Genomic DNA, 25,047 nt, shown 5'->3' with positions numbered 1-25,047 from the left:
CAGTTAACATCATTAAAGTGAGCGAGACGTCGCTCGCTTTCGCCTCGCTATAGATCACATCGCATTTAACTTATTTCTCTTGTCAGCAGCATTGTTGTTCAAATAATTATTTTTATCAGACTAATCCAAATACCTATTACTTACGTATTGTCCGTCAAGATAATAAAATTGTTGTGATAAAGCGTGATAAAACCGAGCTTAACCTTAAGCAATAATCTAATCCTAGTTAACTTACTGGGTTTCAATGCCATTTGGTTCGGGCTGATCTTACTTGGCAATGTTTTTATTCCAATTGCAGTGATAATGCTGTTGCTTCATCTGTACTACCAAGCAGATAAAAATGAGTTAGTGCTTATTTTGATTGTTGCTGGTGTGGGCGTGTTATTAGATAGCGCTTTGATTTATTCAGGAACTTTTGTTTTTCCTGGATCTACGCAGTTACCATTTTGGCTAATTACCCTGTGGTTATGTTTTGCCGCTACGGTGCGACACAGCTTAGGTTTTTTGGCAAATTCTAAAATATTACAATGCTTGATAGGCGCTATTTTTGCGCCGTTAAGTTACTTGGCTGGGGCAAAGTTTTCTGTGGTCTATATCACGCCACCGTTTGAGTTGAGCTACTTACTGCTTGCTGGTTTATGGGGACCATTAATGGTGCTTGTTTTTGCCTTAAGTGCTTGGCTTCAAATTGAGGAGAAAAACCATGTTGCGCAACTTTAATTACTTTATTGTTTTGATAATGTCGCTCAGCACCATGTTTTCAAGCGCTCAAGCAAGTAACGATATTGCAGCTGATAATGCTAAACGCATGACCCAATGTCGAGCGACTGAGCAAACTCCCATGACGGTCGATGAATTAGCGCCGTCGATTGCTGAGCAGCATTTTCAGTTGTTAGGTAGCGCTAAGTTCTCAGTATTGTTCTGGGATATCTACCAAAGCACATTATTAACCACTGATGGGCAACCACCGTTTAGTCATACTTGTCAGCATGCTTTGTTTGAAATTCATTATTTACGCGATATTAGTAAAGCAGAATTATTAGAAAATACCCTTTCGCAGTGGCGTCATTTAGCACTTGATGAAGATGATTATATCGAATTTTTGCCGTTATTAGCGGGCATTTGGCCAGACATAAAGGCCGGTGATCAACTATCAATGTTAAGCCAAGCAAACAGTACGACATTTTATTTAAATCGGCACAGAATAGGGGTAATTGACAGTGCCACTTTCGCTCAGCTGTTTCTTGCTATTTGGCTAGATGAAAACACGAGCGAGCCGAAATTACGTCAGCAACTACTTGGAGAGTTAATATGAAATGGCATTATAAATTCAGTGCTCTTGCCACGGTGATATTGTTGTTATCGAGCTGCACAACGCAACTAAAAGATTATCAAGCAAGCTCGCCTGAACTCGATATTGCGCAATATTTTTCCGGCAAGCTTATCGCGTGGGGCATGGTGCAAGATTATACCGACAATGTGACGCGTCGATTTTGTGTTGAAATTGACGGCCAATGGCAGGGTGATAATGGCCTGTTAAAGGAAGTGTTTTATTTTGCCGATGGTGAAGTAAGTTATCGTAATTGGCAGCTTAAAAAGCTCCCGCAGGGCAGATATCAAGGCAGTGCGGAAGATGTTGTTGGTGAAGCTTTTGGTCAGCAAGTCGGTTTTGCTTTTCAATGGCAATATGACTTATTAGTGCCTATTGACGGCGAAACCATAGAATTTTCGCTTGATGATTGGATGTATCAAATAGATGAGTATCGTGTTTTTAATCGTACCGAAATGAAAAAAATTGGCGTAACGCTGGCGGAAATAAGCTTATTTTTTGACAAACAGATACCAGAAAAAACCTGTCGATAGAGCGCTAAAACTAATAATGGTATGCCGTGTTTTATATCGTGCTGTGTAACGAGGAAATTTATCACTACTTGCTGTGTGTCCTTTGCCCCTATTATGCAATATATTTGCTGTCGGGGCTTTTTTTTGATCGTTTTGTATTTTTCTACGTATAACACTCTATCAACTCAGCTGCATTTATTATTGTGAAACTATGACAACAGTGAACTTACCTATTTTTCCATTACCAGTCTTCTTGTTACCACAAGGGCTAACTCGCTTGCGCATTTTTGAAAAGCGCTATTTAAAAATGGTTGCCCATGCGATGAAACATGACGGTTTTGTTATTTTAGCGTATGACAAAGCTGAAAACGTTAGTGATATGCCAACCGGTAGTTGGGTTGAAATTGTTAACTTCGATCAGGGTGACGATGGCTTGTTATTGATAGATGTGCGCTGTAAGTGCTTAGTTGATATTAACGCCATGACACAAGATCAAGACAAGCTTCATCATGGTGATGTCAGCGTTAAAGCTCATTGGTCAGACAGTGGCATAGATGAAACAGCCGATCCGCTTGCACAGTCGTTAAGTAAGGTCTTTGATGACAACGTGGAATTAAACGCTTTATACCCTACGCCATACTTTAGCCAAAGCAGTTGGGTGGTGGCACGTTGGTTAGAACTACTGCCGGTGACTATCGATGAAAAACGTTTATTTGTCGAGTCAGGCTCATTTAGTGCTGCGAAAGAGTTTTTACAAAGTATTATTTTAGCTGAGCAATAACTGTTGCTGAAAAATAAAATGAAAAAATGTGATCTCAAGCCATTTTTACTGCGTATAAATTAATATCAGTGAAATAATGGGTAAGAATTATGCAGTCTGTTCATTCAGAGTTGCCAAGTCGTCAAACAGCTGCTACATCTAGTAGCATGACTAATAAAATCGATCATTCCCAACTTTGTCAATGGCTTAAATCAATAGCGGTTGATAGAGACAAACAAGCATTTACTGGCGTGTTTAAATTCTTTGCCCCTAAAATACAGCGTATTGCTCAAAGCAAACTGAACAATGAGGCGCTTGCCGCTGAAGTGTTACAAGACACCATGAGCAATGTTTGGCGCAAGGCACATTTATTTGATGATAGTAAAGGTGCTGCCACCACATGGGTATACACCATAATGCGTAACGTGACCTTTGACCTATTGCGCAAAATGAAAGCCAATAAAGAAGACAATCTCAGTGATGATATTTGGCCGATAGCTGAAGCATTAAACACCGAAGATGAAAGTTTTACTGACCATATTCAAAGTCGTAATTTACTCGGCGTTATTGAAACCCTGCCTGAAAATCAGCAGCAAGTGGTTAAAGGTTTTTATTTTATGGAGATGTCACAAGAGCAACTTGCTGTTCATCTTAATTTACCGCTTGGCACGATAAAATCGCGGCTTCGACTTGCCCTTGGCAAACTAAAGTTGAAACTTGGAGATCATCATGATTAAACACCACCCTAAATTTTCCTTATTACAAAGTTTTGTTGATGGTGACTTACCGGCTTCACTTGCTGCTGGTATCGCAATACATGCTGAAATGTGTCCTTTGTGCCAACAAAAAGTAACTCAACTCACTGAACAAGTGGCAGAGGCAAGTTTTGAAGAAAGCTTTGATGCCGAGTTTATTGTTGATGATGCCGACACGAAAGCTGCTGAATTAGATTTTGACGACATCATTGGCCAAATTACCGCTTCTGATGATGTTGAGCCGATGAAAGCCGCTAGCGTTGAACGCTCGGTTAGTTTTAAAGGCACACAGTATGTTTTACCTAATGCGCTACGAAATATGTCATTAGGAAAAACCGCTCAAATAGGTAAATTATCACGGGCACGCATCTTGTTAGATGAAGGTGGAATTCATACTAATTTATTGCACATTGGCGCTGGCGGTTCTATACCTGAGCACACACACAAAGGTTTTGAGCTAACCTTACTATTAGCAGGGACCTTTGCTGATGAACAAGGTGAGTATGTGCAAGGTGATTTTATCATGCTAGATAAGCGCCATCAACATCAGCCAGCGACTGAGCAAGGCTGTCTTTGCTATACCGTTGCCAATGATGCTTTGCATTTTACTCAAGGTATCAACAAGTTGCTTAACCCTATTGGCTCTTTTATTTATTAGTTGGGATGACTATGCATAAAAAATTTACAAAAGAAGATGTGCTTATTGGCATTAGTGCTTGTTTAATTGGTGAAAAAGTTCGTTTTGACGCGAGCAACAAACCATCAAATTTTTGTATTCATGAGCTAAGCCAGCATGTAACTTACAAGGCTTATTGCCCTGAAGTAGCTGTTGGTATGCCAATTCCTCGTCCAACCATACGGTTGATTAAAGACGAGCAGATGATCAAGGTGTCACGCCCTGACGGCTCGGGTGATGTTACTAGTGAGATTAAAGCTTATGGTAAAAAAGTAGCGTCATTCTCTAAAAACCTCAGTGGCTATGTATTTTGTGCTAAAAGTCCAAGCTGTGGCATGGAGCGCGTTAAAGTGTATTCGCCGACTGGCGATCCGCTACAAGCAAAAGGTATTGGGGTTTTTTCTCGAGAAATAATGAAAGCGAACCCGCTGCTACCTTGTGAAGAGAACGGTCGCTTGAATGATCCTATTATTCGCGAAAACTTTGTTGCTCGTGTTTACGCTTATCGTCATTGGTTGGCATTGGTCGAGTCAGGCATTAGCAAACATAAACTGACCAGTTTTCATGCGCAATATAAATATACCGTGATGAGCCATAATCTGGTTGCTTATAAAGAGCTCGGACGTTTATTGGCGCGTGCTGATTTACCCGTTGAAGAAATGGCAGAGCAATATATTAGTGGCTTGATGGCCGCGTTAACAATAAAAGCAACGTGTAAAAATCATTCTAATACTTTGTCACATATTCAAGGGTATTTCTCAAAGTACTTAAACGCAGAGCAACGAAAAGAGTTATCTGCACAAGTTGATGCCTACCGTACGGGATTAGTGCCACTGATGGTGCCACTGACCTTGGTTAATCATTATTTGTTAGCACACCCTAATGATTATTTAGCTCAGCAAGCGTATTTAAATCCTTATCCTGAATCGTTAAAGCTGAGATACGGATATTAACCCACTTGATTATTAAGGAATGTCCTTGTTACTTTGGTTTCGCAACGATATTAGAATACACGACAATCCGGCTTTAGATTATTTTCTGGCACAAAAAAACGGCTTACTTCCCGGTAAAGCTGTTTTTTTTGTCAGCGAAAAACAATGGCTAGCTCATGACTGGTCGTCGATAAAAATTGATTTTATCAAGCGTCATGTTAATGCGCTTGCCAAGCAGCTATTGTCATTAAATATCAGCTTAGAGGTTGTACATTGTGATGATTTTTCTGAGCAAATTTCATTTTTACAGCGCTATTGCCAGCTACATAATGTTAAAGAAGTAGTGGTGAATCAAGAACTTGAATTTAATGAAAATCAACGTGACCAACTTTGCTTAGCAACAGGTATTCCATTACGGATGTTTGAAAGCGATGTGATTGTCGCGAAAGGCAAAGTGCTCAATAAAACCGGTGAAATGTATAAAGTATTCACTCCTTTTAAACGGGCTTGGCTAACGTACGTTCGACAACATGGTTTTGACTATCTTGGTAAACCTAGCCCAGTAAAAACCGAGACGATCGCTGAGCAAGAAGTAGCTGAGTTAATGCCGCTGCTAACATCTACTGGTGAGTCTGACGCTTGGCCTTTGGCCGAGCAGGTTGAGCAACAGGTAGTACCTGATTTTTATCAAAATAAAGTCGCCAGTTACGGCGAAAAACGTGATTTTCCTGCTATTAAAGCCACGTCTGGCTTATCACCTTATTTAGCTATAGGTGCGATTAGTCCACGCTATTTACTACTGTTATTTCTACAGCGTTTTCCTGATATTTTGGTGGCATCAGATAGCCCAGAATTCACCTGGTTAAATGAGCTTATTTGGCGTGAATTTTATCGTAATTTAATCTTTCATAAACAAGGCTTATGTAAGCATCAGTGCTTTAACGCTAAATATAGCGCCGTCATTTGGCCTAATAACCCTGCGTTATTTAGTGCTTGGTGCGAAGGTAAAACCGGATATCCGCTAGTTGATGCTGCCATGAGACAATTGAATCAAACGGGTTGGATGCACAATCGACTCCGTATGGTGGTCGCCAGTTTTCTGACTAAGCATTTATTGATTGATTGGCGTTGGGGTGAAAAATATTTTATGCAAAAGCTGATTGATGGCGACCTTGCAGCGAATAATGGTGGCTGGCAATGGGCGGCAAGTACTGGCTGTGATGCACAGCCTTATTTTCGAGTATTTAACCCGATACGACAAAGCGAAAGATTTGATCCTAAAGGTGAATTCGTTCGTAAGTACATACCAGAGCTGGCGAAATTACCTGATAAAGAAATTCATTTTCCGCATCAATATCTCGCCAAAGAAAAATTAACGCTTTATTGGCCGGCTATTGTTGACCATAAGCAAGCTAGATTAGCCGCTCTTGAGTTTTATAGATAACAGTAATGGATATTATGCTTGTTGAAATAAGCTCAAGAATAAAGGCATAGCAAGGAATAGTCTTTATGTCAGATGAAAAATTTCAGCAAGCGAATGAATTAAATATTCAACCTCCGCATGCACTTTGGTTAATTAAGTTTGTCGATATCTATCAGCGATTATCGGTTGATAATTTGCACTTGTTAGCTGAGCTTTATCATCAAAATATTACCTTTATTGATCCCATGCATAAACTGACCGGTTTTGAGCAATTAGCCCATTATTTTGATGGACTGTATCAACAGCTCAGCTATTGTGAATTTAGTATTGAGCAGGTGATAGCAGAAGAAAATGAAGCGGCTATTTATTGGAATATGAGCTATCAGCATCCACGTTTAAATGCCGGTAATGTGGTGCATGTACAAGGTAGCTCGCACATAAGAGGTGATGGCGATAAAGTTATTTTTCATCGTGATTATATCGATTTAGGCGCAATGCTTTATGAACAAGTACCTTTATTAGGACGCATTATTCGCTTCCTGAAACGTAGGGCGACCAACTCATGAATGCAAAACGCACTATTCTTATTACCGGTGCTACTTCTGGTATCGGCGAGTCTTTGCTACATCATTACTTAGCCAACGACTATCAGGTTATTGCCTGTGGTCGTAATAAAGAAAAGCTTAAACAACTAGCTGATAGTAATGCCGATGTTATTCCTGTTGCCTTTGATATTACTGATAGTGAGCAAATAAAAGCCGCTGCAGCTGAACTCAAGCAAATAGCCCGTATAGATATTTTAATGTTTAACGCCGGTGATTGTCGCTATATCGACAATGCCAAGGCATTTGATGGCGAGTTATTTGCTAGTGTTATCGCAACAAATCTGCAATCTTTAGGTTATTTACTAGAGTATTTTTTACCAAAAGTGGATGCCGGAGGGCAGGTTGTATTTATTAGCTCTAGTGCGACATTATTGCCGTTTCCTCGAGCCGAAGCTTATGGTGCTTCTAAAGCAGGTATTGATTACTTAGCCAATAGCTTACGGATAGATTTAAAAGCGCAAGATATTGCTGTAACTCTCGTACACCCTGGTTTTATCAAAACGCCATTAACGGATAAAAATGATTTTTCTATGCCATTTTTACTATCCAGTCAACAAGCGGCTAGCCGAATTTATCAAGGTGTAAGCGCTAAAAAATCTTATCTACATTTTCCCAAAAGATTAACCTTGTTATTGAAACTGCTCGCGCTATTTCCTGACGTTGTTTGGCAAAATATTGCCTTAAAGAGTGAGAAAAAATGAAACATATCGCTATTATCGGATCAGGTGTGTCGGGTTTAACTGCCGCCTATTTATTAGCTAAAAAGCATCAAGTGAGTGTTTTTGAAAAGGCTTCGGCTATCGGCGGACACACCGCAACGGTAGATGTTGAAGTTGATAACACATGGTATGCCATCGACACTGGTTTTATTGTTTTTAATAATAAAACCTATCCAAACTATTTAGCGTTATTAGACGAAATAGGTGTCGGTAAGCAAGAAACACAAATGAGCTTTTCGGTACATAATACGGATACGGGGATGGAGTATAACGGCCATAACCTTGATAGCTTATTTGCACAGCGTCGTAATATTTTCAACCCGAAATTTTGGTTATTAATTAGCGATATTCTTAAATTTAATAAACTGTGCAAACAAAGCTTTCAAAGCAAAAACTATACTGAGCAATTGACCTTAGGCGAGTTTTTAAGTGAGCATAAATTCAGTGATTACTTTGCTGAGCATTATATTTTGCCGATGGGGGCTGCGATTTGGTCTAGTTCCTTAGAGCAAATGGAGCAGTTTCAATTTCAGTTTTTTGTTAATTTTTTCCATCACCATGGCTTATTGAATATAGCCGGTAGGCCACAATGGTATGTTGTGCCGGGGGGATCGAGAAGCTACTTGGCACCTTTGTCTGCATCGTTCGCTGATAATATTCATCTTAACGCTGATATTAGTGCGGTAACACGAGAAAATAACCAAGTTCAGCTGCATTTTGCTAGCGGTGAAATACAAACGTTTGATGAAGTGGTATTGGCTTGTCATTCTGATCAAGCGCTGGCTTTACTTGGTGATGCGAGCGAGCAAGAACAAAATATATTGGGTGCGATACCTTACAGCGATAATTCTGTGGTGTTACATACCGATATTAGTTTACTGCCGAAAAGGCAAAAGGCATGGGCGAGTTGGAACTATCAATTAACTTCAAATAGAACCAAGCCTGCGAGCGTTACTTACAATATGAATATCTTGCAGGGATTAAATTCTGAGCATACTTTTTGTGTCACTTTGAATCAGCGAGAGGATATTGACCCGAGTAAAGTATTGCGAGAATTTACTTATCATCATCCGGTATTTTCAATAGCGTCTATTGAAGCGCAGCGTCAACGTATACAGATATGTGGTCAACAAAACACTCATTTTGTTGGTGCATATTGGTATAGCGGCTTCCATGAAGATGGCGTCAGAAGCGCTGTTGATGTAGCGCAGCGATTTGATTGCTATTTGCAAGACAGTGCAGCGAAGTAATAATCATGACTGAACACTCTCCTTATAGTCATATTTATCGCGGGCAAATCAGCCATCGACGCTTTAGCCCTAAGCCACATAGCTTTAACTATCAGTTATATATGCTGGCGCTTGATGCTGATGAAATGGAAAAAAAACAAGCACCGAAAGGCATTTTTGGTTTTGCTTGGTTTAATTTGTTGAGGTTTGAGCAAAATGATTATCTAAAAGGTGAACCAGGATCTCTTAAGCAACGTATAAAGAATAAAGTAGCAGTTTTAACGGCTAATGATGATATTGCTGACAAGATAGCTCGCATCACTATGTTAGTTCAGGTTAGGTGTTTAGGGCTTTATTTTAGTCCAGCAAATTTTTATTTTTGCTATGACGCCAATGAAATTTGTCAGCAAGTGTTAGTGGAAGTGAGTAATACACCGTGGCATGAGCGGCATTATTATTTAGTACCGTTAAGTCATGATGAAAACAGTGAACTCGATGCCAAGCCTCATATTACCGAGAAAAATTTTCAGGTGTCACCTTTTATGGATTTGAATATGTGTTATCAATGGCGAATTAAGCCACCGATGCTCAATAGTGGCAAGTTACTCGTTCATATTGAAAACCACTCAAAAGGTGACAGTGAAAATGGTAAAGCTGAGCAAAAAATATTTGCTGCAACAATGAATTTAACCAAAGTGCCATTTACCCGTACCTCGCTATGGAAGCTCTGGTGTAATTTTCCGGTAATGACCTTGAAAATAGTTTTGGGCATATATTGGCAAGCTTTGAAGATTTTTTGTAAAGGTATTCCCTTTATTGGCTATCAAAAAGCTAAGTAATTGTTATAACGCTAGGTCAAAAAGCTTTAATTAAGGAGTTTAATGGTGGAACAAGTGTCAGGATTAAAAGTAAGAAAACAAGCTAATTGGTTAGATAAGCGTTGTCGTAGTTTAGTGTTCTCAGTTTTAGCAAAACTTGACTACGGGCAAATTGAATTGGTTGATAATAGTCAGCGCTTTCTATTTCCTGAGTTTGCGGAAAATAAATCCTTACTGGGACGTATTAATATTCATGACAGCAGTGTTTATCGTGATTTTGTTAAGGGTGGCAGCATAGGAGCTGCTGAGGCTTATATTGCTGGCAAATGGAGCAGTCCTAATTTAACCACAGTTATTAGAATTTTTGCTCGCGCTCAGCAGCAAACCGATGCACTTGAGCAAAAAAAACCTTGGTTAACTAAACTTAAATACGCTTTATTACATCGTAGCAATCGTAACAGTCAAACAGGTTCAAAAAAGAATATTCTTGCTCATTATGATTTAGGCAATGAGCTTTATAGTCGCTTTCTTGATCCACAAATGATGTATTCATCAGCGATTTACCCACAAGCGGAAGCTAGCTTAGCGCAGGCGCAACAGCATAAGCTGTCGACTATTTGTCAGCGTTTGGAATTAAAAACCACTGATCATTTATTAGAGATAGGTACAGGTTGGGGCGGTTTAGCTATTTATGCCGCTCAGCATTATGGCTGCAAAGTTACCACAACAACCATTTCTGATGCACAATATGCTTATGCAAAGCAACGTATTGAAGCCTTAGGCTTGACAGAGCAAATAACATTATTAAAAAAAGATTACCGTGATTTAACCGGTGAATACGACAAGTTAGTGTCAATTGAAATGATTGAAGCGGTTGGGTTTGAATATTTACCGAGCTTTTTCCAGCAATGTAACCAACGTTTGAAATCAGGCGGTAAGTTATTAATACAGTCAATCACTATTGCTGATCAACGTTTTGGTTACTACAAACAGAATGTTGATTTTATTCAGCGTTATATTTTCCCCGGTGGTTTTTTACCTTCAGTGACGATTTTAACGCAAAACCTTACCCAACATACCGAGCTTGTAACAGAATCGATTGACGATATAGGTTTAGATTATGCAAAAACATTAGCCCATTGGCGAGAGGCGTTCTTAAATTCTTGGTCAGAGCTGACACAGTTTGGTTATGATGAAAAATTTAAACGTTTATGGCTATATTATTTTGCATATTGTGAAGGTGCTTTTTTAGAGCGCTCGACCAGTACCGTTCATTTACTTGCTAGAAAGTAACGGGTTAAACAAATTATAAAGCTTAACTTCTCTGCACTTAATTTAAATGAACTTCAGTTTATGGTTTTTTGTTCATTAAGCAGCTTAATGAAATGCTCTAATTTAATCGGTCTGCTTAACATGTAACCTTGTACTGAGTTACATGAGTTATTAATCAGGAAGGTTAGTTGCTCTTTAGTTTCAACGCCTTCTGCTGTGACGCATAAATTTAAATTATGGGCCATAGCAATAACGGCCCGCACTATCGCTTTATCGTTATCATCGGTGACAATTTCTTTAATAAATGAGCGATCAATTTTTAAATAATCTAATGGTAGTTTTTTTAAGTAGGCAAGCGAGCTGTAACCGGTGCCAAAATCATCAACAGAAACGCTCATACCAATCATTCTGACTTTGCTTAATAACTTCTCTGCGACTGCATAATCATCAACTAATACACCTTCTGTGACTTCTAACTCTAATAAGCCAGGGTTAAGTTGGTTGTCTTTAATGCAGCTACGTAAATGAGAAAATAAATTAACGTCAGTGACCTGAGAAGGGGATAGGTTCATGGATATTTTAACATTATAACCTAGCTGATTAATTGCTTTCGCTATTTGGCAAGAGCGGCTTATAACCCATTGACCTAGTGCTATTATTAAACCACTTTTCTCAGCGATAGGAATAAACTGGTCCGGACTGATTAAACCATTTTCTGGATGATTCCAGCGGATCAATGCTTCGGCCTTGTTAATGCAGTTAGTTTTGACATCAATAATCGGTTGTAAATATAATTCAAATTCGTTGTTTGCGATTGCTTGTCGTAACTCTTGTTCTATTTTAATTAGGTCATGTGAAGCATCTTTCATTGATTTTGAATAAAATTGCACTGAGTTTTTTTTGTTTTTCTTACCGTTATAAGCACTCAAGTCGACAAATTTCATTAACTCTTCAACGCTTTCTGCATCATTAGGGTAATTGGCGACGCCAATGCTAACCTTAATTGCGAAAAGCTCGAGTTCTTTAGTTTGAAATGGCTTGTTAATATTTTCTATGATGCGTTTTATGGCTAATTCGCAGGCTTTTTTATTATCAATACCACTGAGAATAATAGCAAACTCATCACCACCGACTCTGGCAATAAAGTCAACGGCTTTAATAACGCGGCGAATACGCTTACTGAGTTCGATGAGTAACTTGTCACCTTCATGATGACCATAAAATTCGTTGTGTCGCCTAAAGTCATTAATATCAATATAGAGTAAATAAAATGCTTGTTTCGAAGCAATATGCTCTTCTAATGTTTGCCAAAACGCAAAGCGATTCGGTAGCTCTGTTAGCATATCTTGCATTGCAAGTAATTCGTTACGCTGTGTTAAGTGTTTAATGGTGCTGATGTCGTTGGCAAATATGATCCAGCTTTCTACTTGGTTGTTTTTGCTTTTTACCGGATAAAAGCCGATTTTCAGCCACTTTAGCGTTGAGGGAGGCAAAATCCAACACAACTCGCCATCCCAACTTGAGCCTGTTGCGAGTATGCGTTGGTATTCAGGTAATTGATTTTTCATCAAGGTAATGAGAATGTCTATCGGGCGAGCCGATTGTGATCTTAGTAAATCATCTTGTTTAAATAGACTGAGTGCGGCTGAATTTTCAATACTGGTGGTGAAGTCTTTACTAGCAATTAAAACTGCAAACTCTGCATTTTCAATGACTTTAGCCAGTGTTGCTAGCACATTACTTTGGTCGGTAGGCTGATTTAAAATAGACAGTAATCGTGTATGCAGATATTCATTTTTTAAAAAAAGTCGATCGTAAGACAATAAAACTTCACGTGCTAACTGTTTAGTTTTTTGTTGAATTTTAAAGTTTTCTAATTGGTTACTTATCACTAAAATATTGCGTTGCTGGTGTTTTATCGCAATGGCTTCTAAATGTAACTCTTTATTATTTGAGGTTATTTCAGTCCATAAACCCGAGTGCAATTTAGCATTTTCTTGTTGCTGCCAAATGGTTTTAGCATCAATGAGAAAATCCAGTAAAAAAGGAATATCTTCATTAATAGTAAATGCTTGTTGATCGCTAGATTGGGGGAATAAATCACTTGCCCATGTGCTACCACCTTCCAGTAATTTTACTGTGCAGGATTTGGCGTCAGTTACTTCCAGTACAACTTGTTCTAAGGCATTTAAAGCGGTATTAAGTAGTGAGGTCATTTTTTTCACGCTTTAATAGCAATTCAGCCAATGATGAGAACATTTGCTCGACATTATTGCCAGTTTTAGCACTGGTTAAAAAATGCAGAGCAAATAAATCTTGATAGGCTTCATATTCGCTGTCATCTAAATGCCAGGTAGCCAGTAAGTCGCTTTTATTAATGGCCAATATTGCTGGGCAATCAGTAACTTGGCGTGCGAGCGTGTGAATGTCGATACCTTCAAGCAATGAAGAAGCACGAGTTTGATCAACAACTATAATATAGCCAGCAGCACCGCGTAAGTACTTCTCTTGAAAAACGTTATAACTATCATTGCCTTCCATATCCCATAGCAGCAGATTAACTTGCTCATTTGCTATCGATAGCGTTTTTTTGTCAATTTTAACACCAATGGTAGTTAGATATTTTTCACTAAAAATACCTTCGACAAATTGTTTAACTAAACTGGTTTTACCAACACTCGATGCGCCTAATAGGCAGATTTTTTTTTGAATCAAAGCGTCACCTCCCTTTTCGACCGCTTGTTGTTTATTAATAATACCACTTAAAATACTACTCTTATTTACAACAGAGTCACCTTATTATTTTATTTATCCTGAGTTCAGGTTATTTAGTCGTGATTTATATATATTACCTTGAACATAACGCTTCTTGCTGTCCTGCTAATATTTTTGATGTTTATCTGCCCTAAACCAACCACATACATTTTATCTTTAGCTATGCCTTTGCTCTGTAATATCTCTGCAGTATTGTTGGCTCTTTTTATACTCAAAATGTTATTAGTGTTTTTACTGCCGGTGTTATCGCTACTGCCTAAAATGAGTAAACCAAAATCAATATTAAGGTCTTTAGCTATCGGGGTTAATTGTTGCATATACAGATATAGCCGCTGTAATGATGTTTGCATTTGTGGGGTGATACTTTCACTGGCAACTGAAAAATTAAGTTGAATAGATGCTATGCGACCAATTAACTGCTCAAACAGTTGTTGCTTAATTTCTTCGCTGGCTATTGAAGGAGAGTTTGCTACCAACGTGAGTTGTTCAGTGTTAAGGTTTTCTCCTTCGGTGAAGCCGGCGATAGCTAGAGTGTTGCGTAGTTGTTCTATTTTTATTAAATCTACGGTGCCAGTAATCATAAGGTGATGATTTTGCCAACTAGCATTAATACTTGGATATGCTGAAATAATACGTTGCGCTCGTTGTTGTAATATTTGTTGATCAAGCGAGCGATAGTTACGTTCAGTAATCGTGAGTTGTGCTGGAATTAATGCATTTTCTTTCAGCCAATCATTAATATTTAAGGCATCGGGATCGCGTAATATATCTAAGCTGATGTTATCAAGCTGATTTATTTTTAGCCGCTTGATAATGATCCCAGGTTGATTATCTAGTTGCATTATTTTTTCGTGCAGCTGGGCGCTTTTAAACCAGTTAAAGGATTGGTATCCGACGTAGATCATAACTAATGATACGATTGACCAAGCCAACCAAGGAATTTTCTTCTTCTCAGCTGTTACGGTTTTCTGTTCAGATAACAAACAGTCGCGTAATAAATTGTCGACGCTATCAAAGTCTTTATTGTCACCATTGAAACTATTGAGTTCATCAAAGTATAAACTATGGATGTTTTCTAGTGTCAGTTGCAGTTGATTACTGATACTTTGCGGTGGATTACCACTCACGGCAGCTACAACTAGCGCACTCGGTCCTGGTTTTATCAGTAAGTTAAAGTTGTCGGTACTCACCGCTTGTAATTGTTCTTTTTGACCTTCTTGATCGGTTAGAAACGAATCACCAACGAAGTCATTAATCGCGGTTAACATGGCAGAGACAATATCTGCGTTACTGTTACTTTCATGCTCCCGAGCAACAGTGCTTAATAATAGACCGCTCTCTCTGTGAATAAGAAAAACATGTTCTACACGATAAACAAAGGTTTGTGATGCGGCATATTGAGCATAACTGATGCCACTTTGCCGTGCTTTAAAGCGCCATTTTAATCCTTTGATGGTTAAACTATTTTCTAGTAACTGATTGGTTTTCTCCATAAAATCACTAAGAAAAGCAGCAACAGACTTTCTGACCAAGCTACCAACAAGTGGGTATAAAGCGCTAACCAGTTGTTCACTATTGTGAGCAACAGATTGTTTAACGGACTCTTCAACGAATGGTTGCAGTACCTTATTCACTGAATTGTCTTTTTTTTGTCTATCATGCAGTGCTTCAGTAATAACATCAGCCACTAGGCTACGAGCATCTTTTTTTATGCTTGCTGTTACTTTGCTGTTTTCTTTACCTAAGAGCAGGGTACGTATTTTTTCTAATTGTTGCTCTGAGTCAGCATGATCTGTTGCGGCATCAGTTGGCATTATATTTGGTCGTCTTCTAAATTGGTTGCCATGGTTGCGAGTAATTTAGCCAAGGTTTTTCTGTCGGTTTTTGAAGAGCTAAGTTCATTTGATACCGCTTCAAGATGTGTTTTTAATTGTTCTAGTTGCTCATTAAAATTACCGGTAAGCAACTGACTTTCATGATCAATTGCTTGCTCTATATTTTTGAAATCTTGTTGAGTAGCGCTGGTAAACATTTCATGCTCTGATGATAGACTGGCAAGATTTTTCTCAATTGAAGCCTCGTTATCGTCATGGTTTTTATCAAAAAGTTGTAATTTTTGCTCAAGCTCAGTAAATCGTTTGTTAATATTTTCCTGCATTTGCACTAGACGATCATTAAAACTGCTATTTTGTTTACTTAACGCCTGCTCAATATCGCTGCGTGTTGAGGCAATTTGTTGTTTTAGTTGTTGTTCTGCTGCGCCAAAAACAATTTGCCGAAGCTGATCAAGTTCATTTGTCGGAGTGACATCTGGCTGTTGCTCTTTTTTGCTATTTTTATTATTTGGCATCTATAACATTCCATTTTAGTAGACTTTTCTCTTTAATTCAGTGTAACTCAAAATTATAAAATAACCTGTTTTTAGTCATTTAGTTATTATAAACCAAGCTCTTGTCAGATTATTATACTTGCCTAGGCTTGTCTATAAATTGAACATAATGTGGTGGTTTATTATCAACAAGATAGATTTACTCTATAAAAAGCCGCAACGCTTGTTGCGGCCTTTACTGTAGAAAATCAAGTCGAATACTGCTTAAGTATGTCAGGTATTTCCTGCTGGTTAGCTGTTTTTAGTTAAGGTAAATAGCTGGTTTCTATTATGTTTGCGATTTCGGGTTTGCCAAGCAGCGCCGCAGCCGATTAAAAATAATATACTGGTAAGGCTGTAGTAGATAAAATCATTCGGTGTTGCGGCATGTTGGGTTTGTTTATCAAGCTTTTGCCCTTCCACTTGTTGTTCATTTTCCACAAGTTTAGCATCAGCTTTTTTTTGTTCAGCAAGTTGTTGGTTGTTCATGGCTTGCTGGGCTTTTGCGCTAGCGGCCATGGCTTCTAGGGTTTTTGCTACCAGTGGCGCTAAACCAAAACCTTCGGCTAGTTCATTTACATGCGCTTTTACCGCGTCATTTAAAATCACTAAATCATTGTTATTAACCACGGCAACGTATTGTTCAACAAGTTGTTTCAAACGTTCAGGGTCTGCTTGCCAATAGTCTTTACGCTCTGCTTCTAGCATACGTTCCATCATACGGGCGAAGGCGGCAGGGTTAATATCTTTAAACCATTGGTTGAGCTTCAGGTCGAGTTTGTCGTTAACATAAATATCTAAGTACTCATCCCATTGATCGTTTCTGATCAAGTTAGGATCAACGACTTGCCAGCCAAAAAAGTTATCCATTTTTGAGGCTAATGACACGGCACCTGAATAACCTTCTTTTTGTAGCTCTTTTATCCAGCGAGGATGAAACATGCGAGTACGTAATTCTTTGGCAAGAAATAAACCGGCATCTTCGGCTTTAGCGTTTTTAGCGTCACGTAAGTTGGCTATTACCATGTCAGGACTTTTACCATCAATGTTACGTACTGCTAAACTGAGTGCGCCAAAGTATTCAAACGGGTCATCAGTACTTAACATACCAAATAGATTCGAAGAACGAGCAAACATGGCGATGTCAGTGCCTGATAATTGTTTGGCGTAAAGTTGTACTTCTTTACCGTCGGTATTTGCCGCTTTTTGTCCCCAGCGGCTATTGTCAGCACCGAAGAAGTAGCCCATTTTACCTAGATAGTTATCTGATATTTTTTTATCATCTTCCCATGTATCACTGGCCCAAGCAGCGTCGTCTACGCCGGTACCGTAATCACCTGATTGATTTGAAAAAATTCGAATAGTTGATAAATACTCTGCTTCTTTTTCATCAACACCTTCGGCCAGTAAGTCTGCTTTTACTTTTTCACTATTTTGCCAAATCGAGTTGTTGTCTTCTTTTAATGCCGCGACCTGATTGACCGCTTTTGCTAGCATTTGCATGACATTAGGAAAAGCATCACGGTATAGACCTGTGGCTGACACCACGACATCTATACGTGGACGCTTTAATTCGCTGTAAGGAATGATTTCGGTGCCAATAACACGGCCGCTTGCACTCCATTTCGGCTTAACACCCATGGCATAAAGTACTTGAGATTCAAGTACGCCGTAGTGACGCATGGTTTCAATTGACCATAACGAGAAGGCCATTTTGTCAGGGTAACGTTGATGCTTTTGATAGTAATTAGCGATCATTTGTTCTGTCAGTTCTTTGCCTTGCTCGAAAGCTGCTTGGGTTGGAACGCGAGCAGGGTTAAAGCCAAATAAGTTATAGCCAGTAGCTAAAGATTCGGGATGACGTATGGGATCTCCACCTGATTTTACCGGGATATACTTAGCACTCAAGAAGTCGACCATGGCATCGAGTTCGTGGATACTTGCCATGCTTTTATATAGCGCTTTACCACGTTCGATATCTGCTTGTAGCTCAGTTGAGAGTTGAGAGAACTCCAGCGGACGTTGGGCCGTTTGATCTGTAGCATCAATGATATAATTTTTAACGGTTAAGTAACCTGATAAACGGCTGACATCATTTTCTTCAACTGTTTCAGTACGGGTGATATTATCTTTTTCATGCCCTTTTTCATGCCTTTTTTCATGGTAAGTATGGCTATGAGCAACACTTTCGTCACTTTCGTTAGTGCCGTCGCCGTGATGCTCACCAATTAAGCTTTCACCGTAGTTATCATGTTCAAACTCACTAGCCCTTGCAGTAAAGTCGTTGCCCAGCATTTGTACTAAGGTTGATATCGTTAAGGCTTGTTCTGGAATATAACCAAAAGTATGTAAACCTAGTGGCTGATTAGCCGTTGCTAACGCTTCTAAGTGAATATGTAAGGCGTCGATAAACTCATCAAACGCTTGGTCAATTTGTGCTTGTTCCCACGCTAGGTCTTTACAGATATTGGTATCAAAACATAACTGAGTTAATTGCACGGCCGTTTTTTGTTTTACGCCACCTTGATCGAGTTGTTTATATTGATGCATCAATTCATGCAAATTTCGAATCTCGCCTTCTAATCCGGCAGCAGCAAATGGTGGTGTCATGTGTGAAATTACAGTAGCGCGGCCACGGCGTTTGGTTTGCATCGCTTCACCAACATCATCGACAATAAATGGGTATACCACGGGCGTATCCCAAACCGCTAAATTTCCTTGGTCATAAATAGATAAACCCCGTTCTTTGCCGCCTAAATACTCTTGTGAACCATGGGTACCTAAATGAACAATAGCGTCGGATTGCCAATACTCGCGGGCATAATAATAAGCGGCAAGGTAGAAATGATTGATAGGTACTAAACCTTGGTGATAAATCATGTTTTCATCATTTTTACTATCAGAACGCGGTGGTTGTCGCATGATCAGCATATTGCCATTGCGAATACGTGGCAGGATAAAAAAGTGCTTACCGTCTTTTTCTACGGCCATAAAGTTATCTTGTGGCTGGCCCCAATGATCCGTTATTTTTTGCGTTAATTCAGTTGGCAGGGCATTAAACCAGCTTAAATAGTCATCAATCGGCATTAACTCGGCTAAGTCATGATCTAACAATTCGGTTAATTGATAATCACGATAGAAAGGGTCGAGAATTTTCTTGGCGTTGGCAACAAAATATTCTGCATCACGTTCTGCGGTGTTGTAGCCTTCATTAGCTAAGCGCTGACTAATGGCTTCAATACTTTTAGGGATATTCATAAAAGAAGCGCCAACATCTTTGTCGCCCCAAACAAATAAGGTGAGCTTTTTATCTTTATTGGCTTTGTATTTTAAATTAACGACATTAATGGCTTTGTTCACTAGGTGCTCTAGTTGGTAGTCGATAACTTCAACTTTTTGATCTGTCATGTTCATTGCTGCCACGATCATCGGATCAATCACGCCGGCGTTTTCTGGTAACACTAAAGTGAATGACATCATATTGGCGCTGACGCCTTGCATATCAGCTTCCCATGTTTCTTTATCACCAGAATAATAAGTCATTGCTTGCATGACAGGCACATTGAATTTTTCAAACTCGACTTTACGTTGATTAGCCCAATGAATGTTACGAAAGTTGATGATCAAATCAACATCAGTTTCTTGACCAACAACCTGGCCATCTTTAGTGATTGGCAGTTGTAGCAAATGGCTATAGTCGCTGGTAACAGGACTTAGTTTGAAAAAGAACGGTACAACGTAAGCACCTTTGGCTTCTAGCTGGGCTATGGTGGCATCAATTAATTGCGTTTGTTCAGACTCTATTAATGCGCGTTGTAGCAATACCGCTATTTTAGGTTGTTGAGGTTTGACCGGACGGCGTTTTTTATATTCGGCTAAATCTTTGATAATTAAGTCCGGCAATGCCGGGTGATAAATGCCCTGTTGAGGAAAAATAATTGGAGCAGGTACTTTGCTAACCGTAGGAGTTGCTGACATTGCTAGCGTTGAGCTTGCTTGCTTAGCGTTGCCAACATTTTCTGCAATATAGGACAGCATGTTATCGAGATTGCGACGGCCAGCGTTCAGCCAATAATCTTCTAAAGTACTGGCATTATCAGCGCTTAAAGCTTTATTGAGTTTAGCGTTTTGTAAATATTTAAAAGCAACGACGGCAGAATTTACTTGGCTGATTGCCTCGGCGTAATTATCGAAAGCGGCACTGGCTTCTCGTACTGACACCGCGTCGAGAATGACTAAATCATATTGATTAAACAAGGAGACTAGTGTGCTTGTTTGGTTAGTCGCGTCGAGCAATGACTTCGCCGACTTTTGTTGGATATGCCAAGTCGAAGCCACTCTTTCTTTAGCGACCTCTTTTAATAAGGTTATTTTTGCAGTATTAGCATGAGCGGTACTAATAAATAATACGTTATGCGCTTTACCTGTCGGTGCTTGCTCTTGTTTGACACTCGGTGCTTGGGCAAAAACATTACTGATAACTGTAATGCAGGAAAATAATAAGATGGAAATTTTAATTAAAGGATTTTTCATGTGATAAATATCGCTACTCTTTTACGTAAATCATGCTGCCATCGGCCATTTCATAAGCAGTACCTGCTTTCTTACCTGTGCCTGCTCCCGTTTTGCCATCACTTTTAAAGCTCTCGATGGTATTACCTTTTTTAACGATAATTTCCATATTATCTTTACCGGCATTTTTAATAACGGTGACATCTTCGGCTAGAAAGGGATTCAATGGGTTTTGTGCAATAGCAATTAATAAGGCGGCCACTAACACTAAAAATACATCGACTAAGTTGACGACCGATAATGCAGGGTTAATGCCTTCATCTTCATCAAGCAACCTCATAGTCTTGCTCCACAGCTTTTACAGGTAAGGTAAGTGTTTGCTGATTAATTACCGGCGCTTTGTTGTTGATCAGCGGCATTAATGCGACGAGTTCTTCAACCATCCAACGCTTTTTAACTGAGGCGATCCAAAAGGTAATTGAGGCGATTATCAAACCAAAAATAACCGCAGAAAATGCGACGATTAAGTTTTCACTGATGCCTTGTATATTGCCATCGGCTAAGCTTTTTAAAGCAGGTCCCATTGGGATCATAGTCGCGATTAAACCTAACATAGGGGCTAAACGGCTGACATTACGCACGCCTTCCAGCTCTTTTAGTGCCGCGACATCAAGTTGGTCTTGACTGATGTTGGGAATTTCATTTGCCAAAGATGCCATTGGGTAGCCATTCAGCATTAAGTCCGGCTTATTGCCTAATCTGCTGTTAAGTAATTGTATGAAAGACTTATAGTGACGACGACGTTGCAGGGTTTGACTAAAAAATTGTCCGCTAGCAAATAAAGAGTAAATAAACAGTAATGCAATAAGACAAAGCACAGGAGCCATAAAGAAATCAGACAGCTGGTACATGGTTTGTTCGATCAGGGCGATCATAATATTTCCTAACAGGTAGTTAATTTAAGTGATAAACAATGCAGGTGAGTCAGGGACTCAAGGCGCAGGAGAGGTTTACGCCTTGAGTATGAGGTTTACTCGGGTTTACTCATTAGCGGCTTCGCCAACAAGTTCGGTTACTTCATCAGCTCTGAAGCTATAGTTACCAGAGGTAACACTTTCATCGTAGTAGCTGGTTATTTGTAGTTTATGAGTGGCTGTCGGTGTTTTAATTAAATAAATGTCGAATTGCGACCACAATAAATGGCCACCATTAAGTGCGTATTGGTACCAATTATGGGTAAAGGATTTAAAAGTGTTTTCCGAATAACTACTACTTTTAAAACCTAAAAACTCGGCTGAAGCAGGATCAATAGCGTCATAGCTGTTTTCGAAATCTTGTAATGCTGTGGCATCATCAGCAAGCTTAATTTCGAAACTTGCGCCAGTCTTATCTTCAGCACAAGGTAGGCTAATATCCCAAGCATCAGCTTCGGTCACTTCTTGATTGCTATCAAAATCAACATACACCGCGGTTACGTCGCCTGAACAAGTTAATGCGGCGTCTATAACAAGCGCTTGCTCAGGGGCAAAAGCAACGTCACTGCTACCTTGATAAGCAGTCTGTAAAGTTATTTGGCCTATGCCTCGACCTGCAGTGGTAATGCTTGTTGCTCTAAATTTAGTAAAGGCACCGTCTGAATCAGTAATGAAGTATTTGGTATCAGCGGCACTAACCACATGTGTTGTCGAATTGTAGTCGTAGAAACCTGCAATAATATTTGCGGTAACATCAGCGATGAACAAGGTTTCATCGGTTGGTATATCGCTAGTTTTTACCGCTAAATAATCATCTAACTCAGTGTCAGCATTGGCGGCAATGAAACTTGCTGCGATAGGGTCGCCATTGGCATCAAAAAAGTCGCTATTATTACCCATGGCATAGGCTGTAATAGTATTGTCACTGTTTTGATTAAGATAAATGTTGGTACGTTTAAAGGCTATGTCCCATACCGTGTTTGCTGCAGCTTCTTCTTCTGTCGCTAATTCAACAACGGCTTTAGCATCTAAATCGTAATATACCAATACCGGCTCGCTAGTACTGCCAGTGCTATGTGGCCCAATAATATCACCTTGCGTTGGTGCTGTTGGAGTCGTTGGTTCAGGTGTTGTTGGTGTCGTTGGTGTCGTTGGTTCAGATGTGGTTTCCTCACTTGAACTACCGCCACCACCACAAGCTGTTAGTAAAACGCACAGTGCTAAGCTGGTTAATTTGAATTTCTGGTTTAAATCTTTATTAAGTCTCATGTTGTTTTCCTATATTCCCTAAAATTTATAGCTAATGCCAGCACTTATGGTGCGGCTACTAACAGGTCTTGCATCAAATAAATTTTGACTGCTTGCAGTCGGTTTTTTGTGTTTATCAAAGATATTGTCAACACTTATTCGCCACGACAGTTTGTCTGTTATGGCTTGATTAAATACCGTGTTAAAGGTGGTATATTCATTATTTTCGACGCCTTGGTAGCTATCAGGCACAGCTTCTCCTGCTTGATAAACGGCGTAGGCGATAATTTCGATATCATAAGCGTCGATATCATAATTAATGTTGAATTTTATTTGATGACGCGGACGGGAAAGTAGGCGTTGGTTATTTTCATCTTCGCTGGTTAAGTAGCTGTAATTTAATTGTGTTTTCCATTGACTAAAGGTCAGTTGCGTACTGATATCAAAACCATGAATTTTCGCTTCACTGATATTTTGATACTGATAAATAGATAAACCTGTTTCTTGTGATTGTTCAACATCAATGATCGAGTCAATTAGGTTGTCAGTTTTTGAGTAATGGACACTGATATCGCTGCGCAAGTCGACTTTGTTATCCGCCAAAGTGGTGTTAAAAGTTAAACTTGAGTTAAATGAATCGGCTGTTTCTGGTTCAAGGTCTTTGTTGCCTAATACCATGTAGCCTAAAGCGCTATGATCGAAGACATAGAAACGCTCTTTTAAGTTTGGCACGCGATAGCTTTGACCTATGCCTGCACGCCATTGCAATTTACCTTCACCTAAAGCAAAGTTTTTCATTGCGCTAAGGCGTAAGGCGTTATGCCAACCAAAATCTGAGTCGTATTGGCTACGCATACCGGCAAGGAGTTGATAGTCTGATTTTACCCAGTTGCCTTGTACAAATACTTCAACGCTTTCACGGCTTTCATTATCAACTTCAATAACCTTTTCAGCGGGTTTATCTTGTGTCAGTTTGTCAGCATGAACGGCTGCACCGGTAACTAACTCAATATTGTTGAATTGAAAAACTTTTTGGCCATTAATTTCGGACAGAATAATATTGGTGTCACGTAAGCTATTTGATTGGCCACTGGTTTCTTGATGATTAATGTAGCGAGCATTAAGTTGCCAAGGTGATTTTGGATGTTTAGTACTTTTTAAGCCCAGATCGATTTGCTGTTGATCTACCTCTGTTCTATAAAAAATAACCTCGTTTTGTCCCGGGATTATCGAACTATCACGTAGCTTTTCATCACTTAACCATTGGTATTTAATGCTTGTGGCTAGATCTTCAAAGGCTTTATTCGTGCTTACTGTAATGAATTTTTTATCAACACTGGCCGCATCTTGGCTGACGGTATTGCTGTCGTAATCATAACCTTGGTCATCGATGACCAACGCGTTAAGTTGTGTACGCCAGCCAGAGAAACTTTCCACCGCATTTATTTTTAGCGTGTGGTTTAAGTCGCCATCTTCAAGGGTATTACCTTGATATTGACTGACATCATAATCAAGCTTTAGTGCTGGTTCGTCAGATTTATGGGTAATTATATTAATTACACCACCCATGGCTGAGCTGCCATACATAACCGAAGCCGCACCACGAATAATTTCAATTTGGGCAATATTACTGGCGGGAACTTGGTCTAGATCCGCGGATGAGCCAGTAGGACTTATAATGGGTTGACCGTCAATCAAGACTAAAACATGGTCACCATCAAAGCCTTGCATTTGAATGTTATAGCCGTCTTTTACGCTACGTTTCACGACGACACCCGGAATATAATTTAGTGCTTGCGCTAACGTGCCATGACTAATTTTGGCAATAGTTTCACCATTAATAACATCGACTAATACTGGAGAGTCACTTAAAAGCTTTGCGGTACGGGTGCCGGTAACAACAATGTGTTCAGTTTGACTTCTGTCTGGTGCTATTTGCGCTATGGTGTTGATGGGCAAAGTTAAAATGAGAGCGGATAGGCTAGCTTTAATATACATGTTTATTAATACCAATAAGAATCTAAATACGAATGATTATCGATTGCGATCGTAATGGTAAGGAGAATAAATAGCAAGCAAAATTATTTATTCTCGGATATTAAGTTTACGGGGGAGTTATTTAATGCTTTCGTCAGGCAG

The 25,047-nt window shown here is 39.4% G+C and carries 22 protein-coding genes; 13 read left to right on the top strand and 9 right to left on the bottom strand.

Annotated features, from left to right (window positions below):
* Window positions 1–183: 183 nt before the first annotated feature.
* The 13 genes from FGD67_RS09150 to FGD67_RS09090 all read left to right on the top strand — a co-directional run bounded on the left by FGD67_RS09150 (window position 184) and on the right by FGD67_RS09090 (window position 11,052).
* Window positions 184–720 (top strand): DUF2878 domain-containing protein, encoded by a 537-nt coding sequence (locus tag FGD67_RS09150; protein WP_257174719.1) that lies wholly within the window; start codon window positions 184–186, stop codon window positions 718–720.
* Window positions 704–1,315 carry a chalcone isomerase family protein gene (locus tag FGD67_RS09145; RefSeq protein ID WP_257174718.1) on the top strand — a complete coding sequence of 204 codons (612 nt, stop codon included), beginning with the start codon at window positions 704–706 and terminating at the stop codon, window positions 1,313–1,315. The genes FGD67_RS09150 and FGD67_RS09145 overlap by 17 nt, the downstream gene beginning before the upstream one ends.
* Window positions 1,312–1,863, top strand: coding sequence for a DUF3833 domain-containing protein (locus FGD67_RS09140; protein WP_257174717.1), 552 nt, complete (start codon window positions 1,312–1,314; stop codon window positions 1,861–1,863). Before FGD67_RS09145 ends, FGD67_RS09140 begins: the two co-directional genes overlap by 4 nt.
* 190 nt (window positions 1,864–2,053) lie before the next feature.
* Window positions 2,054–2,623 carry an LON peptidase substrate-binding domain-containing protein gene (locus tag FGD67_RS09135; protein WP_257174716.1) on the top strand — a complete coding sequence of 190 codons (570 nt, stop codon included), beginning with the start codon at window positions 2,054–2,056 and terminating at the stop codon, window positions 2,621–2,623.
* An 89-nt stretch (window positions 2,624–2,712) separates the two neighbouring features.
* On the top strand, window positions 2,713–3,339 hold the full coding sequence (locus FGD67_RS09130; RefSeq protein ID WP_257174715.1) for a sigma-70 family RNA polymerase sigma factor: 627 nt from the start codon (window positions 2,713–2,715) through the stop codon (window positions 3,337–3,339).
* A complete protein-coding gene (locus tag FGD67_RS09125) occupies window positions 3,332–4,015 on the top strand; it encodes a ChrR family anti-sigma-E factor (protein ID WP_257174714.1) in 684 nt (227 codons plus the stop codon). The genes FGD67_RS09130 and FGD67_RS09125 overlap by 8 nt, the downstream gene beginning before the upstream one ends.
* A gap of 11 nt (window positions 4,016–4,026) precedes the next feature.
* Window positions 4,027–4,986, top strand: coding sequence for a DUF523 and DUF1722 domain-containing protein (locus FGD67_RS09120; RefSeq protein ID WP_257174713.1), 960 nt, complete (start codon window positions 4,027–4,029; stop codon window positions 4,984–4,986).
* Between the two features lie 19 nt (window positions 4,987–5,005).
* Window positions 5,006–6,409: a deoxyribodipyrimidine photo-lyase gene (gene phrB, locus FGD67_RS09115; RefSeq protein ID WP_257174712.1), complete on the top strand. Its 1,404-nt coding sequence runs from the start codon at window positions 5,006–5,008 to the stop codon at window positions 6,407–6,409.
* Window positions 6,410–6,474: 65 nt separating this feature from the next.
* A complete protein-coding gene (locus tag FGD67_RS09110) occupies window positions 6,475–6,954 on the top strand; it encodes a nuclear transport factor 2 family protein (protein ID WP_257174711.1) in 480 nt (159 codons plus the stop codon).
* Complete coding sequence (locus FGD67_RS09105) at window positions 6,951–7,694, top strand: SDR family NAD(P)-dependent oxidoreductase (RefSeq protein WP_257174710.1); 744 nt, start codon at window positions 6,951–6,953, stop codon at window positions 7,692–7,694. Before FGD67_RS09110 ends, FGD67_RS09105 begins: the two co-directional genes overlap by 4 nt.
* Window positions 7,691–8,962 (top strand): NAD(P)/FAD-dependent oxidoreductase, encoded by a 1,272-nt coding sequence (locus tag FGD67_RS09100; protein WP_257174709.1) that lies wholly within the window; start codon window positions 7,691–7,693, stop codon window positions 8,960–8,962. Before FGD67_RS09105 ends, FGD67_RS09100 begins: the two co-directional genes overlap by 4 nt.
* Before the next feature lie 5 nt (window positions 8,963–8,967).
* Window positions 8,968–9,780, top strand: coding sequence for a DUF1365 domain-containing protein (locus FGD67_RS09095; RefSeq protein ID WP_257174708.1), 813 nt, complete (start codon window positions 8,968–8,970; stop codon window positions 9,778–9,780).
* Window positions 9,781–9,822: 42 nt separating this feature from the next.
* Window positions 9,823–11,052 carry a cyclopropane-fatty-acyl-phospholipid synthase family protein gene (locus tag FGD67_RS09090; protein ID WP_257174707.1) on the top strand — a complete coding sequence of 410 codons (1,230 nt, stop codon included), beginning with the start codon at window positions 9,823–9,825 and terminating at the stop codon, window positions 11,050–11,052.
* Window positions 11,053–11,105: 53 nt separating this feature from the next.
* Here FGD67_RS09090 and FGD67_RS09085 read toward each other — a convergent pair whose 3' ends face one another.
* From FGD67_RS09085 to FGD67_RS09045, 9 genes are all read right to left on the bottom strand, one after another.
* Complete coding sequence (locus tag FGD67_RS09085; protein WP_257174706.1) at window positions 11,106–13,247, bottom strand: bifunctional diguanylate cyclase/phosphodiesterase; 2,142 nt, start codon at window positions 13,245–13,247, stop codon at window positions 11,106–11,108.
* On the bottom strand, window positions 13,231–13,746 hold the full coding sequence (locus tag FGD67_RS09080; protein ID WP_257174705.1) for a Rab family GTPase: 516 nt from the start codon (window positions 13,744–13,746) through the stop codon (window positions 13,231–13,233). The genes FGD67_RS09085 and FGD67_RS09080 overlap by 17 nt, the downstream gene beginning before the upstream one ends.
* Before the next feature lie 113 nt (window positions 13,747–13,859).
* Window positions 13,860–15,620 (bottom strand): OmpA family protein, encoded by a 1,761-nt coding sequence (locus FGD67_RS09075; protein ID WP_257174704.1) that lies wholly within the window; start codon window positions 15,618–15,620, stop codon window positions 13,860–13,862.
* Window positions 15,620–16,156, bottom strand: coding sequence for a hypothetical protein (locus FGD67_RS09070; RefSeq protein WP_257174703.1), 537 nt, complete (start codon window positions 16,154–16,156; stop codon window positions 15,620–15,622). Before FGD67_RS09070 ends, FGD67_RS09075 begins: the two co-directional genes overlap by 1 nt.
* 270 nt (window positions 16,157–16,426) lie before the next feature.
* The gene (locus FGD67_RS09065) at window positions 16,427–20,707 is read right to left on the bottom strand and encodes a cobaltochelatase subunit CobN (RefSeq protein WP_257174702.1); all 4,281 of its coding nucleotides are present in this window, start codon (window positions 20,705–20,707) and stop codon (window positions 16,427–16,429) included.
* Window positions 20,708–20,720: 13 nt separating this feature from the next.
* Window positions 20,721–21,026: a DUF2149 domain-containing protein gene (locus FGD67_RS09060; protein WP_126667454.1), complete on the bottom strand. Its 306-nt coding sequence runs from the start codon at window positions 21,024–21,026 to the stop codon at window positions 20,721–20,723.
* Complete coding sequence (locus tag FGD67_RS09055; protein WP_126667455.1) at window positions 21,013–21,621, bottom strand: MotA/TolQ/ExbB proton channel family protein; 609 nt, start codon at window positions 21,619–21,621, stop codon at window positions 21,013–21,015. Before FGD67_RS09055 ends, FGD67_RS09060 begins: the two co-directional genes overlap by 14 nt.
* 105 nt (window positions 21,622–21,726) lie before the next feature.
* Window positions 21,727–22,929: an HmuY family protein gene (locus FGD67_RS09050; RefSeq protein WP_257174701.1), complete on the bottom strand. Its 1,203-nt coding sequence runs from the start codon at window positions 22,927–22,929 to the stop codon at window positions 21,727–21,729.
* An 18-nt stretch (window positions 22,930–22,947) separates the two neighbouring features.
* Window positions 22,948–24,906 (bottom strand): TonB-dependent siderophore receptor, encoded by a 1,959-nt coding sequence (locus FGD67_RS09045; RefSeq protein WP_257174700.1) that lies wholly within the window; start codon window positions 24,904–24,906, stop codon window positions 22,948–22,950.
* Window positions 24,907–25,047 lie beyond the last annotated feature (141 nt).

Origin of the sequence: Colwellia sp. M166, from assembly GCF_024585285.1 — a bacterium.
Lineage (GTDB): Bacteria > Pseudomonadota > Gammaproteobacteria > Enterobacterales > Alteromonadaceae > Cognaticolwellia.
The sequence above is the reverse complement of the archived record's forward strand: the minus strand, read 5'-3'. Positions and strand labels throughout refer to the sequence as shown.